The following is a 15974-nucleotide window of genomic DNA, read 5'->3' as shown; positions in this document are numbered from 1 at the left end:
AGCGCCATACGAGCCGAACCGATGATGATCGGAGTGTCGTCGCCTGGGAAGTCGTAGGTCGACAGCAGGTCACGAACTTCCATCTCAACCAGTTCCAGCAGCTCAGCGTCGTCTACCAGGTCAGCCTTGTTCAGGAAAACCACGATGTACGGAACGCCTACCTGACGGGACAGCAGGATGTGCTCACGGGTTTGTGGCATCGGACCATCAGCGGCCGAGCAAACCAGGATCGCGCCGTCCATCTGGGCAGCACCAGTGATCATGTTCTTCACGTAGTCAGCGTGACCTGGGCAGTCAACGTGAGCATAGTGACGAATAGTCGAGTTGTACTCAACGTGCGCGGTGTTGATGGTGATACCACGAGCTTTTTCTTCTGGAGCGCTGTCGATCTTGTCGAATTCAACTACGGCCGAACCGAAAACTTCGGAGCAGACGCGAGTCAGAGCAGCGGTCAGAGTGGTTTTACCGTGGTCAACGTGACCGATGGTGCCAACGTTTACGTGCGGTAGGGAACGATCAAATTTTTCTTTAGCCACGACAATTAACTCCTAGCCTAAAGGGGCTGAATCAGCCTTGTTTTTTGGTAACGGATTCGACGATGTGCGACGGAGCCGTATCGTATTTTTTGAATTCCATAGAGTAGCTTGCGCGACCCTGGGACATGGAACGGACGTCGGTCGCATAACCGAACATCTCACCCAGTGGAACCTCGGCACGGATAACCTTGCCGGACACTGTGTCTTCCATACCCTGGATCATGCCGCGACGACGGTTAAGGTCGCCCATCACATCACCCATATAGTCTTCAGGCGTAACAACCTCTACCGCCATGATCGGCTCAAGCAGCTCACCACCGCCCTTCTGGGCCAGTTGCTTGGTCGCCATGGAAGCAGCCACTTTAAACGCCATCTCGTTGGAGTCGACGTCGTGGTAAGAACCATCGAACACGGTAGCCTTCAGGCCGATCAGCGGATAGCCGGCAACAACGCCGTTCTTCATCTGCTCTTCGATACCCTTCTGGATAGCCGGGATGTATTCCTTAGGAACCACACCACCTACTACTTCGTTCACGAATTGCAGACCTTCCTGACCTTCGTCAGCAGGAGCAAAACGGATCCAGCAGTGACCGAACTGACCACGACCACCGGATTGACGAACGAACTTGCCTTCGATTTCGCAGTTCTTCGTGATGCGCTCACGGTACGAAACTTGAGGCTTGCCGATGTTGGCTTCGACGTTGAACTCACGGCGCATCCGGTCAACCAGGATGTCCAGGTGCAGCTCGCCCATGCCGGAGATGATCGTTTGACCAGTCTCTTCATCAGTTTTAACGCGGAAAGACGGGTCTTCCTGAGCAAGCTTGCCCAGAGCGATACCCATTTTTTCCTGGTCATCCTTGGTCTTAGGCTCTACGGCAACCGAAATAACCGGCTCCGGGAAGTCCATGCGAACCAGGATGATTGGCTTGTCAGCGTTGCAGAGGGTTTCACCAGTGGTGACGTCCTTCATGCCGATCAGGGCCGCGATGTCGCCAGCGCGTACTTCCTTGATCTCTTCACGGGCGTTTGCGTGCATTTGCACCATACGACCCACGCGCTCTTTCTTGCCTTTAACCGAGTTGATCACGCCGTCGCCGGAGTTCAACACGCCCGAGTAAACACGGACGAAGGTCAAGGTACCCACGAATGGGTCGGTAGCGATCTTGAACGCCAGGGCCGCGAACGGCTCGTCGTCGCTTGCGTGACGCTCCATTTCCTCTTCCTCGTTATCAGGGTTGGAACCCTTGATAGCAGGAATGTCGGTCGGAGCAGGCAGGAAGTCGATAACGGCGTCGAGAACCAGGGGAACACCCTTGTTCTTGAAGGAAGAACCGCAAACAGCCAGAACGATTTCGCCGGCGATAGTACGTGCACGCAGAGCAGCCTTGATCTCTTCGATCGACAGCTCTTCGCCTTCCAGGTACTTGTTCATCAGGTCTTCGTTGGCTTCGGCAGCAGCCTCAACCATGTTGTTGCGCCACTCAGCAGCCAGCTCAGCCATGTCCGCAGGAATTTCCTTGCGAACCGGAACCATACCCTTGTCAGAGTCGTTCCAGTAAACGGCTTGCATGTTGATCAGGTCGATCTGGCCCTGGAAGTTGTCTTCCGAACCGATAGCCAGCTGGATCGGCACCGGAGTGTGACCCAGACGCTGTTTGATCTGACCGATCACGCGCAGGAAGTTGGCACCAGCACGGTCCATCTTGTTTACGTAAACAAGACGTGGAACGCCGTATTTGTTGGCCTGACGCCATACGGTTTCCGACTGAGGCTCAACACCCGAAGTACCGCAGAACACAACGACAGCGCCGTCGAGTACGCGCAGGGAACGTTCTACTTCAATGGTGAAGTCTACGTGGCCCGGGGTATCGATTACGTTGAAGCGATGCTCGTGAGCGTACTGCTTCTCGGAACCTTTCCAGAAGGCGGTAATGGCAGCAGAAGTAATGGTAATACCACGCTCCTGCTCCTGAACCATCCAGTCTGTGGTCGCGGCGCCGTCATGCACCTCGCCCATTTTGTGACTTTTGCCAGTGTAAAAAAGGACGCGCTCGGTGGTGGTGGTTTTACCAGCATCCACGTGAGCGACGATACCGATGTTACGGTAGCGACTAATCGGAGTAGTACGAGCCATAAAGCCCTCGCAAAATTAGTGAAGCTAAAATTAGAAGCGGTAGTGCGAGAAAGCTTTGTTAGCTTCGGCCATACGGTGCACGTCTTCACGCTTCTTAACAGCAGCACCTTTACCTTCAGCAGCATCCAGCAGCTCGCCAGCCAAGCGCAGAGCCATAGACTTCTCGCCGCGCTTACGGGCGAAGTCTACCAACCAGCGCATTGCCAGAGCGTTACGACGGGACGGACGAACTTCGACCGGAACCTGGTAAGTAGCACCACCAACGCGGCGCGACTTCACTTCGACCAGCGGAGCGATGGCGTCGAGTGCTTTTTCGAAGAGTTCCAGGGGATCGGTGCCAGCCTTACGGGTCGCAACGGTTTCCAGGGCACCATAAACGATACGCTCGGCAACGGCTTTCTTGCCGCTTTCCATAACGTGGTTCATGAATTTGGCGAGGATTTGGCTTCCGTATTTCGGATCGTCCAGAATCTCACGCTTTGCTGCTACGCGACGTCTTGGCATTGATAAGCCCTCAAACGGTCTTCAGGTTAGCTCGGGACAGATCCAGAGGATGCGCGCCCGACCTTACTCTTATCGACTCAATAAAATGAAAATCTGCAAAACGGCCGATTACTTCGGACGCTTGGTACCGTACTTCGAACGACCTTGGTTACGACCTTTAACACCGGAAGTATCCAGGGAGCCGCGAACGGTGTGGTAACGAACACCTGGCAAGTCTTTTACACGACCGCCGCGGATCAGTACCACGCTGTGCTCTTGCAGGTTGTGGCCTTCACCACCGATGTACGAGGAAACCTCGAAACCGTTGGTCAGACGCACACGGCATACTTTACGCAGTGCCGAGTTAGGTTTTTTCGGCGTAGTGGTGTACACACGGGTGCACACGCCACGACGTTGCGGGCAGTTCTGCAGCGCAGGTACGTCGGATTTCTCGACGATACGCTTACGCGGCTGACGTACCAGCTGGTTGATAGTTGCCATCTACTAGCTCCACTGTTGTCTTGCGACGCTATTGTCTTGCAAGAAAAGCAAAATGGCAGGAACGAATTCCCGCCAAATTTAGGGGATCAAGAGTCTAAAGAGGATCTTGTCCCCAGTCAAGGCAAGGCCCCGACCTCCCCGCTCGTCGAACCTCGACAAATTGTCTCGATTCGATGAACGGTTCGATCAGGGCCTTAGCTCATTTTTCGCAGAACTCAGTTACCGCTCGAGTTCAGCGCTTCGGTCAGTGCAGCTTCCACTTCACTGGCGCTTACGCGCAACGGTTTGTCTGCATCACGGCGACGTTTACGCTCGCTGTGATAGGCCAGACCGGTACCAGCCGGGATCAGACGACCCACGACCACGTTTTCTTTCAGGCCGCGCAGGTAATCGCGCTTGCCGGTTACGGCCGCTTCGGTCAGTACGCGGGTGGTTTCCTGGAAGGAAGCCGCGGAGATGAACGATTCGGTCGACAACGACGCCTTGGTGATACCCAGCAGAACGCGGGTGAACTTGGAGACAAATTTGTCTTCCGCGTTCAGACGCTCGTTCTCTACCAGTACGTGAGTCAGTTCCATCTGGTCGCCCTTGATGAAGCTGGAATCGCCGGACTCGGAGATCTCAACTTTACGCAGCATCTGACGCAGGATGGTCTCGATGTGCTTGTCGTTGATCTTCACGCCTTGCAGACGGTAAACGTCCTGGATCTCGTTAACGATGTACTTGGCCAGCGCGCTCACACCCAGCAGACGCAGGATGTCGTGCGGATCGCTCGGGCCGTCGGAGATAACTTCGCCGCGGTTTACCTGTTCGCCTTCGAACACGTTCAGGTGACGCCACTTCGGAATCAGCTCTTCATACGGATCGCTACCGTCGTTCGGAGTGATGACCAGACGGCGCTTGCCCTTGGTCTCCTTACCGAACGCGATGGTGCCGCTGACTTCAGCCAGAATCGACGCTTCTTTCGGACGACGGGCTTCGAACAGGTCGGCAACACGCGGCAGACCACCGGTGATGTCACGGGTTTTCGAAGTTTCTTGCGGGATACGAGCGATAACATCACCGATCGCAATCTTCGCACCGTCCGCAACACCGACCAGGGCGTTGGCTGGCAGGAAGTACTGAGCGATAACGTCAGTGCCTGGCAGCAACAGATCCTTGCCGTTGTCATCGACCATCTTCACCGCAGGACGGATGTCCTTGCCGGCAGCCGGACGGTCTTTGGCATCGAGTACTTCAATGTTGGTCATACCGGTCAATTCGTCAGTCTGACGCTTGATCGTGATGCCTTCTTCCATGCCCACGTAGGTCACGGTACCTTTCATTTCGGTAACGATCGGGTGAGTGTGCGGATCCCACTTGGCCACGATTGCGCCAGCGTCGACCTTGTCACCTTCTTTAACCGAAATCACAGCACCGTACGGCAGCTTGTAACGCTCGCGCTCACGACCGAAGTCATCAGCGATTGCCAGCTCACCGGAACGGGACACAGCAACCAGGTTGCCATCCACACGCTCAACGTGTTTCAGGTTGTGCAGACGGACGGTACCGCCATTCTTCACCTGAACGCTGTCGGCTGCGGAAGTACGGCTTGCCGCACCACCGATGTGGAACGTACGCATCGTCAGCTGGGTACCCGGCTCACCGATGGACTGGGCAGCGATAACGCCGACCGCTTCACCGATGTTCACCTGGTGACCACGAGCCAGGTCACGGCCGTAGCACTTGGCGCAAATGCCATAGCGGGTTTCGCAGCTGATCGGCGAACGCACGATCACTTCGTCGATGCTGTTCAGCTCGATGAACTCGACCCACTTCTCGTCTACCAGGGTGCCAGCAGGAACGATGACGTCCTCGGTACCCGGCTTGAATACGTCACGGGCGATAACACGACCCAATACGCGCTCACCCAACGGCTCTACAACGTCACCGCCTTCAATGTGCGGAGTCATCAGCAGACCGTGTTCGGTGCCGCAATCGATCTCGGTTACAACCAGATCCTGCGCAACGTCTACCAGACGACGAGTCAGGTAACCGGAGTTCGCAGTTTTCAACGCGGTATCCGCCAGACCTTTACGAGCACCGTGAGTGGAGATGAAGTACTGAAGTACGCTCAAACCTTCACGGAAGTTCGCAGTAATCGGCGTTTCAATGATGGAACCGTCCGGCTTGGCCATCAGACCACGCATACCGGCCAGCTGACGGATCTGTGCTGCGGAACCCCGCGCACCCGAGTCAGCCATCATGTACATCGAGTTGAACGACTCTTGATCGACTTCGACGCCGTGACGGTCGATGACTTTCTCTTTCGAGAGGTTGGCCATCATCGCCTTGGAGACTTCGTCGTTCGCTTTCGACCAAAGGTCGATCACTTTGTTGTACTTCTCGCCCTGGGTTACCAGGCCGGAGGCGTACTGGCTCTCGATCTCTTTCACTTCGTCGGTGGCTGCACCGATGATGCGGGCTTTTTCATCCGGGATAACGAAGTCGTTAACACCGATGGAAACGCCGGAGATGGTCGAGTAGGCAAAACCGGTGTACATCAACTGGTCAGCGAAGATCACGGTCTCTTTCAGACCAACCACGCGGTAGCACTGGTTGATCAGCTTGGAGATCGCCTTTTTCTTCATCGGCAGGTTGACGACGTCGAACGACAGACCTTTTGGCACAACCTGGAACAGCAGCGCACGGCCGACAGTGGTGTCGACGATACGGGTACCGCTCACGCTGTTGCCGTCACGATCGTTCACGGTTTCGTTGATACGAACCTTGATCTTGGCGTGCAGTGCGGCTTCGCCGGCACGGAACACACGGTCAACTTCCTGCAGATCCGCGAACACACGACCTTCGCCCTTGGCGTTGATCGCTTCACGGGTCATGTAGTACAGACCCAATACAACGTCCTGCGACGGAACGATGATTGGCTCACCGTTGGCTGGCGACAGAATGTTGTTGGTCGACATCATCAACGCACGCGCTTCCAGCTGGGCTTCCAGCGTCAGCGGTACGTGCACGGCCATTTGGTCGCCGTCGAAGTCGGCGTTGTACGCGGCGCAGACCAGCGGGTGCAGCTGGATAGCCTTACCTTCGATCAGTACCGGTTCAAACGCCTGGATACCCAGACGGTGAAGGGTCGGTGCACGGTTGAGAAGAACCGGGTGTTCGCGAATCACTTCAGCGAGAACGTCCCAAACTTCCGGCAGCTCGCGCTCGACCATTTTCTTGGCCGCTTTGATGGTGGTCGCCAGACCACGCATTTCCAGCTTGCCGAAAATGAACGGTTTGAACAGCTCGAGAGCCATCTTCTTCGGCAGACCGCACTGATGCAGACGCAGGGTCGGGCCTACGGTAATTACCGAACGGCCGGAGTAGTCAACACGCTTACCGAGCAAGTTCTGACGGAAACGACCTTGCTTACCCTTGATCATGTCAGCCAGGGATTTCAGAGGACGCTTGTTCGAACCTGTGATAGCGCGGCCACGACGACCGTTGTCGAGCAGTGCGTCGACAGCTTCCTGCAACATACGCTTTTCGTTGCGCACGATGATGTCCGGAGCGGACAGATCCAGCAGGCGCTTCAAACGGTTGTTACGGTTGATCACTCGACGATACAGATCGTTGAGGTCGGAAGTCGCGAAACGACCGCCATCCAGCGGAACCAGTGGACGCAGATCTGGCGGCAGAACCGGCAGAACGGTCAGCACCATCCACTCTGGCAGGTTGCCGGAACCCTGGAAGGCTTCCATCAACTTCAGACGCTTGGACAGCTTCTTGATCTTGGTTTCGGAGTTGGTTTGCGGAATTTCTTCACGCAGACGGCCAATCTCGTGTTCCAGATCGATGGCGTGCAGCAGTTCACGGACAGCTTCAGCACCCATGCGGGCGTCGAAGTCATCACCGAACTCTTCCAGCGCTTCGAAGTACTGCTCGTCGTTCAGCAGCTGACCTTTTTCAAGAGTGGTCATGCCCGGGTCGATAACGACATAGCTCTCGAAGTAGAGAACGCGTTCGATATCACGCAGGGTCATGTCCATCAGCAGGCCGATACGGGACGGCAGCGATTTCAGGAACCAGATGTGGGCAACCGGCGAAGCCAGTTCGATGTGCGCCATGCGCTCACGACGAACCTTGGCCAGTGCAACTTCAACGCCGCACTTCTCGCAGATCACACCACGGTGCTTCAAGCGCTTGTACTTACCGCACAGGCACTCGTAATCCTTTACCGGGCCAAAGATCTTGGCGCAGAACAGACCGTCACGCTCGGGTTTGAACGTACGGTAGTTGATGGTTTCCGGCTTTTTAACTTCACCGAACGACCACGAGCGGATCATCTCAGGCGAGGCCAATCCGATACGGATGGCGTCGAACTCTTCGACTTGACCCTGGTTTTTCAGCAAATTCAGTAGGTCTTTCAAGGCCTTTCCTCCTGGCGGAGCAGAGAGCGGGCAATCCTGCCCCGCTCTCGATCGCGTCACGTGTTATTCGGTTTCCAGATCGATATCGATGCCGAGGGAACGAATTTCCTTGATCAACACGTTGAAGGACTCGGGCATGCCCGGCTCCATACGGTGATCGCCGTCCACGATGTTTTTGTACATCTTGGTCCGGCCGTTCACATCGTCCGACTTCACTGTGAGCATTTCTTGCAGAGTGTAAGCAGCACCGTATGCTTCCAGTGCCCAGACCTCCATCTCCCCGAAACGCTGACCACCGAACTGAGCCTTACCACCCAGCGGCTGCTGGGTAACCAGGCTGTACGAACCGGTAGAACGCGCGTGCATCTTGTCGTCTACCAAGTGGTTCAGCTTCAGCATGTACATGTAGCCAACGGTAACTGGACGCTCGAACTTGTTGCCGGTACGGCCGTCGGTCAGCTGCATCTGGCCGCTTTCTGGCAGGTCCGCCAGTTTCAGCATGGCCTTGATTTCGCTTTCCTTGGCACCGTCGAACACTGGAGTGGCCATTGGAACACCGCCACGCAGGTTCTTCGCCAGATCCAGGATTTCCTGATCGGAGAAGCTGTCCAGATCTTCGTTACGACCGCCGATCTGGTTGTAGATCTCGTCCAGGAAGGTACGCAGTTCAGCGACTTTACGCTGCTCTTCGACCATCCGGTTGATCTTCTCGCCCAGACCTTTGGCCGCGAGGCCCAGGTGGGTTTCAAGGATCTGACCAACGTTCATACGCGAAGGTACGCCCAGCGGGTTGAGGACCACGTCGACCGGGGTGCCATTGGCATCGTGCGGCATGTCTTCAACCGGCATGATCACGGAGACCACACCCTTGTTACCGTGACGACCGGCCATCTTGTCGCCCGGCTGGATGCGACGACGGATTGCCAGGTAAACCTTGACGATCTTCAGCACGCCTGGAGCCAGGTCATCGCCCTGCTGCAGTTTGCGCTTCTTGTCTTCGAACTTGTCGTCCAGCAGACGGCGACGATCAACGATGTAGGCCTGAGCCTTCTCGAGCTGCTCGTTCAGAGCATCTTCAGCCATGCGCAGTTTGAACCACTGACCATGCTCAAGACCGTCGAGTACTTCGTCGGTGATGTCCTGACCTTTCTTCAGGCCCGCGCCGCCTTCAGCCTTGTGGCCTACCAGAGCGGAACGCAGACGTTCGAAGGTCGCGCCTTCAACGATGCGGAACTCTTCGTTCAGATCCTTGCGGATCTCGTCCAGCTGGGTCTTCTCGATCGACAGGGCACGAGCATCACGCTCAACGCCGTCACGAGTGAAGACCTGCACGTCGATGACAGTACCTTTGGTACCGGTAGGTACACGCAGGGAAGTGTCTTTAACGTCGCTGGCTTTTTCACCGAAGATCGCACGCAGCAGTTTTTCTTCCGGAGTCAGTTGGGTCTCGCCTTTCGGAGTGACCTTACCTACCAGGATGTCGCCTGCGCCAACTTCAGCACCTACGTAAACGATACCGGCTTCGTCCAGTTTGTTCAGTGCAGCTTCACCCACGTTCGGGATGTCCGCAGTGATTTCCTCTGGGCCAAGCTTGGTGTCACGAGCCACGCAGGTCAGTTCCTGGATGTGGATCGTGGTGAAGCGGTCTTCCTGAACCACACGCTCGGACAGGCAGATGGAGTCTTCGAAGTTGAAGCCGTTCCATGCCATGAACGCGATGCGCATGTTCTGACCCAGTGCCAGTTCACCCATATCGGTGGACGGGCCGTCGGCCATGATGTCGCTACGTTGAACGCGATCACCTTTGCTCACCAGCGGACGCTGGTTGATGCAGGTGTTCTGGTTCGAGCGGGTGTACTTGGTCAGGTTGTAGATGTCGACACCAGCTTCGCCGGTTTCAACTTCGTCATCGGCAACGCGAACCACGATACGGCTGGCATCAACGGAGTCGATCACGCCGCCACGACGAGCCACGACGCAAACGCCGGAGTCGCGAGCCACGTTACGCTCCATGCCGGTACCTACCAGCGGCTTGTCAGCGCGCAGGGTTGGTACAGCTTGACGCTGCATGTTCGAACCCATCAACGCGCGGTTGGCGTCGTCGTGCTCGAGGAACGGAATCAGCGACGCTGCAACCGAAACTACCTGCTTCGGCGAAACGTCCATCAAGGTGACTTCTTCAGGCGCCTTGACGGTGAATTCGTTCAGGTGACGTACGGCTACCAGTTCGTCGATCAGGACTTTCTGGTCGTTCATGGTCGCCGAAGCCTGCGCGATCACGTGATCGGCTTCTTCAATAGCGGACAGGAACACGATCTCGTCGGTAACCACACCCTCTTTCACCACACGGTACGGGCTCTCGAGGAAGCCGTACTGGTTGGTGCGAGCGTAAGCAGCCAGGGAGTTGATCAGACCGATGTTCGGACCTTCCGGCGTTTCAATCGGGCAGACACGACCGTAGTGAGTCGGGTGTACGTCACGAACTTCGAAGCCCGCGCGCTCACGAGTCAGACCGCCAGGGCCGAGTGCAGAAACACGACGCTTGTGGGTAATCTCGGACAGCGGGTTGTTCTGGTCCATGAACTGCGAGAGCTGGCTGGAACCGAAGAACTCCTTCACCGCCGCAGCCACAGGCTTGGCGTTGATCAGGTCTTGCGGCATCAGGCCTTCGCTTTCGGCCATCGACAGACGCTCTTTGACCGCACGCTCAACACGTACCAGGCCAACGCGGAACTGGTTCTCGGCCATTTCGCCTACGCAGCGAACACGACGGTTACCCAGGTGGTCGATGTCGTCGACGATGCCTTTACCGTTACGGATGTCGACCAGAGTCTTCAGTACCGCGACGATGTCTTCCTTGCACAGCACGCCCGAACCTTCGATCTCGGTACGACCGATACGACGGTTGAACTTCATCCGGCCGACCGCAGACAGGTCATAACGCTCAGGGCTGAAGAACAGGTTGTTGAACAGGGTTTCGGCAGCGTCTTTGGTTGGCGGCTCGCCTGGACGCATCATGCGATAGATTTCGACCAGCGCTTCCAATTGGTTGCTGGTGGAGTCGATCTTCAGAGTGTCGGAGACGAACGGACCACAGTCGATGTCGTTGGTGTACAGCGTTTCGATGCGAACGACGCCGGCCTTGGCGATTTTCGCCAGGACTTCAGTCGACAGCTCGGTGTTGCACTCTGCCAGGATTTCGCCGGTAGCCGGATGCACGATGACCTTGGCGGTGGTGCGACCCAGGACGTAGTCCAGAGGCACGTCCAGCTCTTTGATCCCGGCTTTTTCCAGCTGGTTGATGTGACGGGCAGTGATACGACGACCCTGCTCGACAATTACCTTGCCTTTGTCATCCTGGATATCGAGGACAGCAACTTCACCGCGCAGGCGCTGAGGCACCAGCTCCAGGCTCAGGGTCTCGCCCTTAACGTGGAATACGTTGGTGGTGTAGAACGCGTCCAACACTTCTTCGGTGGTATAGCCGAGCGCGCGCAGCAGAACCGAGGCCGGCAGCTTGCGACGACGGTCGATACGTACGAATACGCAGTCCTTCGGGTCGAACTCGAAGTCCAGCCACGAACCGCGGTAAGGAATGATACGCGCGGAGTACAGCAGTTTGCCGGAGCTGTGCGTCTTGCCACGGTCGTGGTCGAAGAACACGCCCGGGGAGCGGTGCAACTGGGAAACGATTACACGCTCGGTACCGTTGATTACGAAGGTACCGTTCTCAGTCATCAGGGGGATTTCACCCATGTAGACTTCTTGCTCTTTGATGTCCTTGATCGCTTTGTTCGACGACTCTTTGTCGAAAATGATCAGGCGCACTTTTACCCGCAAAGGTACGGCGAAAGTTACACCGCGCAATACGCATTCTTTGACATCAAATGCCGGTTCGCCCAGGCGATAACCGACGTACTCCAGCGCAGCATTGCCGGAGTAGCTGATGATCGGGAAAACGGATTTGAAGGCCGCATGCAGGCCCACGTCGCGGAACTGATCTTTAGTCGCTCCCGCTTGCAAGAATTCACGATACGAATCCAGCTGGATGGCCAGGAGGTAAGGCACATCCATGACGTCCGGCAACTTGCTAAAGTCCTTGCGGATACGTTTTTTCTCAGTATATGAGTAAGCCATCAGCGTTCCCCAGCTTGGTCACCTGCTTGTTTGGCCCCTCCCGACGGGAGCAGCCAGAAAATCGTGCAAACCCCATGGTTTGCGCCACCGCATCGGGTGGTTACAGCTCGTTATCAGCACCGACCCAGTCGGCTGCCAATAACGGAAAAAGGCCGGTGGCAAGAGCCACCAGCCATCAGCCTGTCGCTTGACGCTCGGGCTGGAGGAGCAAAGTCGATACTTATTTCAGCTCGACTTTAGCGCCTGCTTCTTCCAGCTTCTTCTTGGCGTCTTCAGCAGCTTCTTTCGAAACGCCTTCAGCTACAACCTGAGGAGCGCCGTCTACTTTCTCTTTGGCTTCTTTCAGGCCCAGACCGGTCAGTTCGCGAACTGCCTTGATCACGTTAACCTTCTTCTCGCCAGCTTCCAGCAGAACAACGTTGAACTCGGTTTGCTCTTCAACAGCAGCAGCAGCTACAGCTGGGCCAGCCGAAGCAGCAGCAGCGGTAACACCGAAGGTTTCTTCCATCGCTTTGATCAGCTCAACGATTTCCACTACGGATTTCTGGCCGATTGCTTCGATGATTTGTTCGTTAGTCAGAGACATGACTCAATTCCTGAATTGGGGGACGGCCTACGCGACCATCGAAATAAACAAAAAACGCGAGAAGCTGACGAGCCTTAGGCTGCAGCAGCTTCTTTCTGGTCGCGAATTGCCGCCAGAGTACGAGCCAATTTGCTGGTAGCGCCTTGAATCACGCTCATCAGCTGGGAAATTGCTTCGTCACGGGTCGGCAGAGTTGCCAGAACGTCGATCTGATTAGCTGCGAGGAACTTGCCCTCGAACGCAGCTGCCTTGATCTCGAACTTGTCCTGACCCTTCGAAAACTCTTTGAAAATACGAGCAGCAGCGCCCGGATGTTCGTTCGAGAATGCGATCAGGGTCGGGCCGGTGAACACGTCGTTGAGGACACTGTATTGAGTGTCAGCAACAGCGCGCTTGAGCAGGGTGTTACGTACAACACGTACGTAAACGCCAGCTTCACGAGCCTCTTTACGGAGTCCGGTCATTGCGCCTACTGTTACGCCACGGGCATCAACCACGACAGCGGACAGAGCGACTTTGGCAGCCTCGTTGACTTCAGCGACGATGGCCTTCTTGTCTTCGAGATTAATTGCCACGGGTTTAACTCCTGCTTGTTACCGTTTCACTCGATCGAAACCGAATGTCGTTTTGGTGTCTGATTCGGTAAGGAACCGGGAGCACCATCTGCGTAGGCTTGAGGTTTAAGACTTGCGCCGCCTACGGTCTTGGATAGCCCCCGCCAGGCAGGGACCCCAATCTTTCGATTGGCACGATAACTCGTGCCAATTTTGTCTTACGCGTCCAGCGAGCTCTGGTCGATAACCAGACCTGGGCCCATAGTGGTGCTCAGGGTAACGCGCTTGACGTAGATACCTTTCGAGGAAGCTGGCTTGATACGCTTCAGATCAGCGATCAGGGCTTCAACGTTTTCCTTCAGCTTGACGGCATCGAAGCCGATCTTGCCAACGGAAGTGTGGATGATGCCGTTTTTGTCGGTGCGATAACGAACCTGACCAGCCTTGGCGTTTTTAACCGCGGTGGCTACGTCTGGAGTTACGGTGCCGACTTTCGGGTTAGGCATCAGGCCACGTGGACCGAGGATCTGACCCAGTTGACCTACAACGCGCATGGCATCCGGGGATGCGATCACTACGTCATAGTTCAGGTCGCCGCCTTTCATTTCGGCAGCCAGGTCGTCCATACCTACACGGTCAGCGCCGGCAGCCAGAGCGGCTTCAGCAGCTGGACCCTGGGTGAACACAGCAACGCGAACGGTCTTGCCAGTGCCGTGTGGCAGCACAGTAGCGCTACGAACGACCTGGTCGGATTTACGCGGGTCTACGCCCAGGTTTACAGCAACGTCAAACGACTCGCTGAACTTGACAGTCGACAGCTCGGCCAGCAGTGCAGCGGCGTCTACAAAGTTGTAGGCCTTGCCTGCTTCGATTTTGCCGGCGATAGCCTTTTGACGCTTGGTCAGCTTAGCCATTACACACCCTCCACGTTAAGGCCCATGCTACGAGCAGAACCGGCGATAGTACGCACGGCTGCATCCATATCAGCTGCAGTCAGATCCGCGTTTTTGGTTTTCGCGATTTCTTCCAGCTGAGCACGGGTAACAGTGCCAACCTTAACGGTGTTCGGACGAGCGGAACCGCTGGTCAGACCGGCCGCCTTCTTCAGCAGAACCGAAGCAGGGGTGGATTTGGTTTCGAAAGTGAAGCTACGGTCGCTGTAGACAGTGATGATCACTGGAGTCGGCAGACCAGCTTCCAGGCCCTGGGTACGGGCGTTGAAAGCTTTGCAGAATTCCATGATGTTCACGCCGTGCTGACCCAGAGCAGGACCAACAGGTGGACTTGGGTTAGCCTGAGCGGCCTTCACTTGCAGCTTGATGTAAGCGGTAATCTTCTTGGCCATGAGGCACTCCAATTACGGGTTCGATCGCCTCGAAAGGCTCCCCGGTTACTTGCGCGTTTATCCCAGTGACGACAAAACCCCACAGCCTAGGGCTGCGGGGTTGGGATGCTTGTCCAGTTAGACCTTTTCGACCTGACTGAACTCCAGCTCCACCGGAGTAGAGCGACCGAAAATGAGCACTGCCACTTGGATCCGGCTCTTTTCGTAGTTAACTTCTTCAACAACACCGTTAAAGTCGGCAAAAGGACCGTCATTGACACGAACGGTTTCGCCTGGCTCGAACAACGTTTTCGGCTTCGGCTTGTCGCTACCGTCAGCAACGCGACGCAGAATCGCCTCTGCTTCTTTATCAGTGATCGGTGCAGGCTTATCAGCAGTACCGCCGATAAAACCCATCACCCGAGGAGTATCCTTGACCAAGTGCCAAGTACCCTCATTCATATCCATCTGGACCAGCACATAGCCAGGGAAGAACTTACGTTCGCTTTTGCGTTTCTGGCCATTACGCATTTCAACCACTTCTTCAGTGGGAACCAGAATTTCGCCGAAGCCATCTTCCATGCCAGCCAGCTTTACACGCTCGATCAGCGAGCGCATTACATGCTTCTCGTAACCCGAGTAAGCATGCACAACGTACCAACGCTTAGCCACGGGACACCCTTAGCCGACAATCAAGGAAACAAGCCAACCGAGCAGGGAATCAAGCCCCCACAACAGCAACGCCATAACCAGAACAACAGCCACAACAATCAACGTGGTCTGCGTGGTTTCTTGGCGAGTTGGCCATACGACTTTACGAATCTCGGTGCGAGCTTCCTTAACCAGTACAAAGAAAGACTTGCCCTTGGCAGTCTGCAGGCCTACAAAGGCAGCTACAGCAGCAATGACAAGCAATGCGAGTACACGGTACAGGATCGGCGAAGCAGAGTAATACTGATTGCCTACAACGCCAACAATCACCAAAGCGACCACTACAAGCCACTTAAGCAGATCGAAGCGAGAGCCTTGAGCTTCAGCCTTAGGAGTCATCTATGAAGATCCTGTGAAAAGAAAGCCAGACACACCGAGTGAATCTGGCAGGTCAGGAGGGAATCGAACCCCCAACCTACGGTTTTGGAGACCGTCGCTCTGCCAATTGAGCTACTGACCTAAAACAAAATCAGGCCGACCATTATGCCGGCCTGAAAAATACATTACAACTACTTACTCGATGATTTTGGCTACGACGCCAGCGCCGACGGTACGACCGCCTTCACGGATAGCGAAACGCAGACCGTCTT

Annotated in this window: 13 protein-coding genes and 1 tRNA gene; all 14 read right to left on the bottom strand. The window is 55.8% G+C overall.

All coding sequences use genetic code 11. The features are described 5' to 3' along the window. Nucleotides 1–536: GTP-binding protein (locus AC1RMX_RS29555; protein WP_493073868.1), on the bottom strand; the 536-nt coding region annotated here is incomplete at its 3' end. Nucleotides 537–567: 31 nt separating this feature from the next. Then, nucleotides 568–2673 (bottom strand): elongation factor G, encoded by a 2106-nt coding sequence (gene fusA, locus AC1RMX_RS29550; protein WP_096823079.1) that lies wholly within the window; start codon nucleotides 2671–2673, stop codon nucleotides 568–570. A gap of 30 nt (nucleotides 2674–2703) precedes the next feature. Further along, a complete protein-coding gene (rpsG, locus tag AC1RMX_RS29545; protein WP_007916467.1) occupies nucleotides 2704–3177 on the bottom strand; it encodes a 30S ribosomal protein S7 in 474 nt (157 codons plus the stop codon). Nucleotides 3178–3285: 108 nt separating this feature from the next. Further along, a complete protein-coding gene (gene rpsL, locus AC1RMX_RS29540) occupies nucleotides 3286–3657 on the bottom strand; it encodes a 30S ribosomal protein S12 (protein WP_003186084.1) in 372 nt (123 codons plus the stop codon). Between the two features lie 215 nt (nucleotides 3658–3872). Beyond that, nucleotides 3873–8072, bottom strand: a complete 4200-nt coding sequence (rpoC, locus tag AC1RMX_RS29535) for a DNA-directed RNA polymerase subunit beta' (protein ID WP_096823078.1) — start codon at nucleotides 8070–8072, stop codon at nucleotides 3873–3875. A gap of 63 nt (nucleotides 8073–8135) precedes the next feature. After that, a complete protein-coding gene (gene rpoB / locus AC1RMX_RS29530) occupies nucleotides 8136–12209 on the bottom strand; it encodes a DNA-directed RNA polymerase subunit beta (RefSeq protein ID WP_096823077.1) in 4074 nt (1357 codons plus the stop codon). A gap of 220 nt (nucleotides 12210–12429) precedes the next feature. Beyond that, the gene (gene rplL / locus AC1RMX_RS29525) at nucleotides 12430–12795 is read right to left on the bottom strand and encodes a 50S ribosomal protein L7/L12 (RefSeq protein ID WP_007962228.1); all 366 of its coding nucleotides are present in this window, start codon (nucleotides 12793–12795) and stop codon (nucleotides 12430–12432) included. Nucleotides 12796–12869: 74 nt separating this feature from the next. Beyond that, nucleotides 12870–13370 carry a 50S ribosomal protein L10 gene (gene rplJ, locus AC1RMX_RS29520; RefSeq protein WP_085613345.1) on the bottom strand — a complete coding sequence of 167 codons (501 nt, stop codon included), beginning with the start codon at nucleotides 13368–13370 and terminating at the stop codon, nucleotides 12870–12872. A 197-nt stretch (nucleotides 13371–13567) separates the two neighbouring features. Next, nucleotides 13568–14263 carry a 50S ribosomal protein L1 gene (gene rplA, locus AC1RMX_RS29515; RefSeq protein WP_003186095.1) on the bottom strand — a complete coding sequence of 232 codons (696 nt, stop codon included), beginning with the start codon at nucleotides 14261–14263 and terminating at the stop codon, nucleotides 13568–13570. Continuing rightward, complete coding sequence (gene rplK, locus AC1RMX_RS29510) at nucleotides 14263–14694, bottom strand: 50S ribosomal protein L11 (protein WP_003228756.1); 432 nt, start codon at nucleotides 14692–14694, stop codon at nucleotides 14263–14265. Before rplK ends, rplA begins: the two co-directional genes overlap by 1 nt. A 117-nt stretch (nucleotides 14695–14811) precedes the next feature. Further along, nucleotides 14812–15345: a transcription termination/antitermination protein NusG gene (gene nusG, locus AC1RMX_RS29505; protein ID WP_007957598.1), complete on the bottom strand. Its 534-nt coding sequence runs from the start codon at nucleotides 15343–15345 to the stop codon at nucleotides 14812–14814. A 9-nt stretch (nucleotides 15346–15354) separates the two neighbouring features. Beyond that, nucleotides 15355–15723, bottom strand: a complete 369-nt coding sequence (gene secE, locus AC1RMX_RS29500) for a preprotein translocase subunit SecE (RefSeq protein ID WP_011063783.1) — start codon at nucleotides 15721–15723, stop codon at nucleotides 15355–15357. Nucleotides 15724–15768: 45 nt separating this feature from the next. After that, a tRNA-Trp gene (locus tag AC1RMX_RS29495) sits at nucleotides 15769–15844 on the bottom strand. A gap of 53 nt (nucleotides 15845–15897) precedes the next feature. Continuing rightward, nucleotides 15898–15974 (bottom strand): EF-Tu C-terminal domain-related protein (locus AC1RMX_RS29490; protein WP_223268883.1); only part of this gene is annotated, 77 nt, incomplete at its 5' end.

This window comes from Pseudomonas sp. GW822-FHT03F04 (genome assembly GCF_058801405.1).
Note: the sequence above shows the minus strand (reverse complement) of the source record. Positions and strands in the feature narration are given on the sequence as shown.

What these genes read in the sequence shown, in the direction of transcription:
- fusA (WP_096823079.1), bottom strand. Translation starts at nt 2,673, where the DNA reads ATGGCTCGTACTACTCCGATTAGTCGCTACCGTAACATCGGTATCGTC.
- rpsG (WP_007916467.1), bottom strand. Translation starts at nt 3,177, where the DNA reads ATGCCAAGACGTCGCGTAGCAGCAAAGCGTGAGATTCTGGACGATCCG.
- rpsL (WP_003186084.1), bottom strand. Translation starts at nt 3,657, where the DNA reads ATGGCAACTATCAACCAGCTGGTACGTCAGCCGCGTAAGCGTATCGTC.
- rpoB (WP_096823077.1), bottom strand. Translation starts at nt 12,209, where the DNA reads ATGGCTTACTCATATACTGAGAAAAAACGTATCCGCAAGGACTTTAGC.
- rplL (WP_007962228.1), bottom strand. Translation starts at nt 12,795, where the DNA reads ATGTCTCTGACTAACGAACAAATCATCGAAGCAATCGGCCAGAAATCC.
- rplA (WP_003186095.1), bottom strand. Translation starts at nt 14,263, where the DNA reads ATGGCTAAGCTGACCAAGCGTCAAAAGGCTATCGCCGGCAAAATCGAA.
- rplK (WP_003228756.1), bottom strand. Translation starts at nt 14,694, where the DNA reads ATGGCCAAGAAGATTACCGCTTACATCAAGCTGCAAGTGAAGGCCGCT.
- secE (WP_011063783.1), bottom strand. Translation starts at nt 15,723, where the DNA reads ATGACTCCTAAGGCTGAAGCTCAAGGCTCTCGCTTCGATCTGCTTAAG.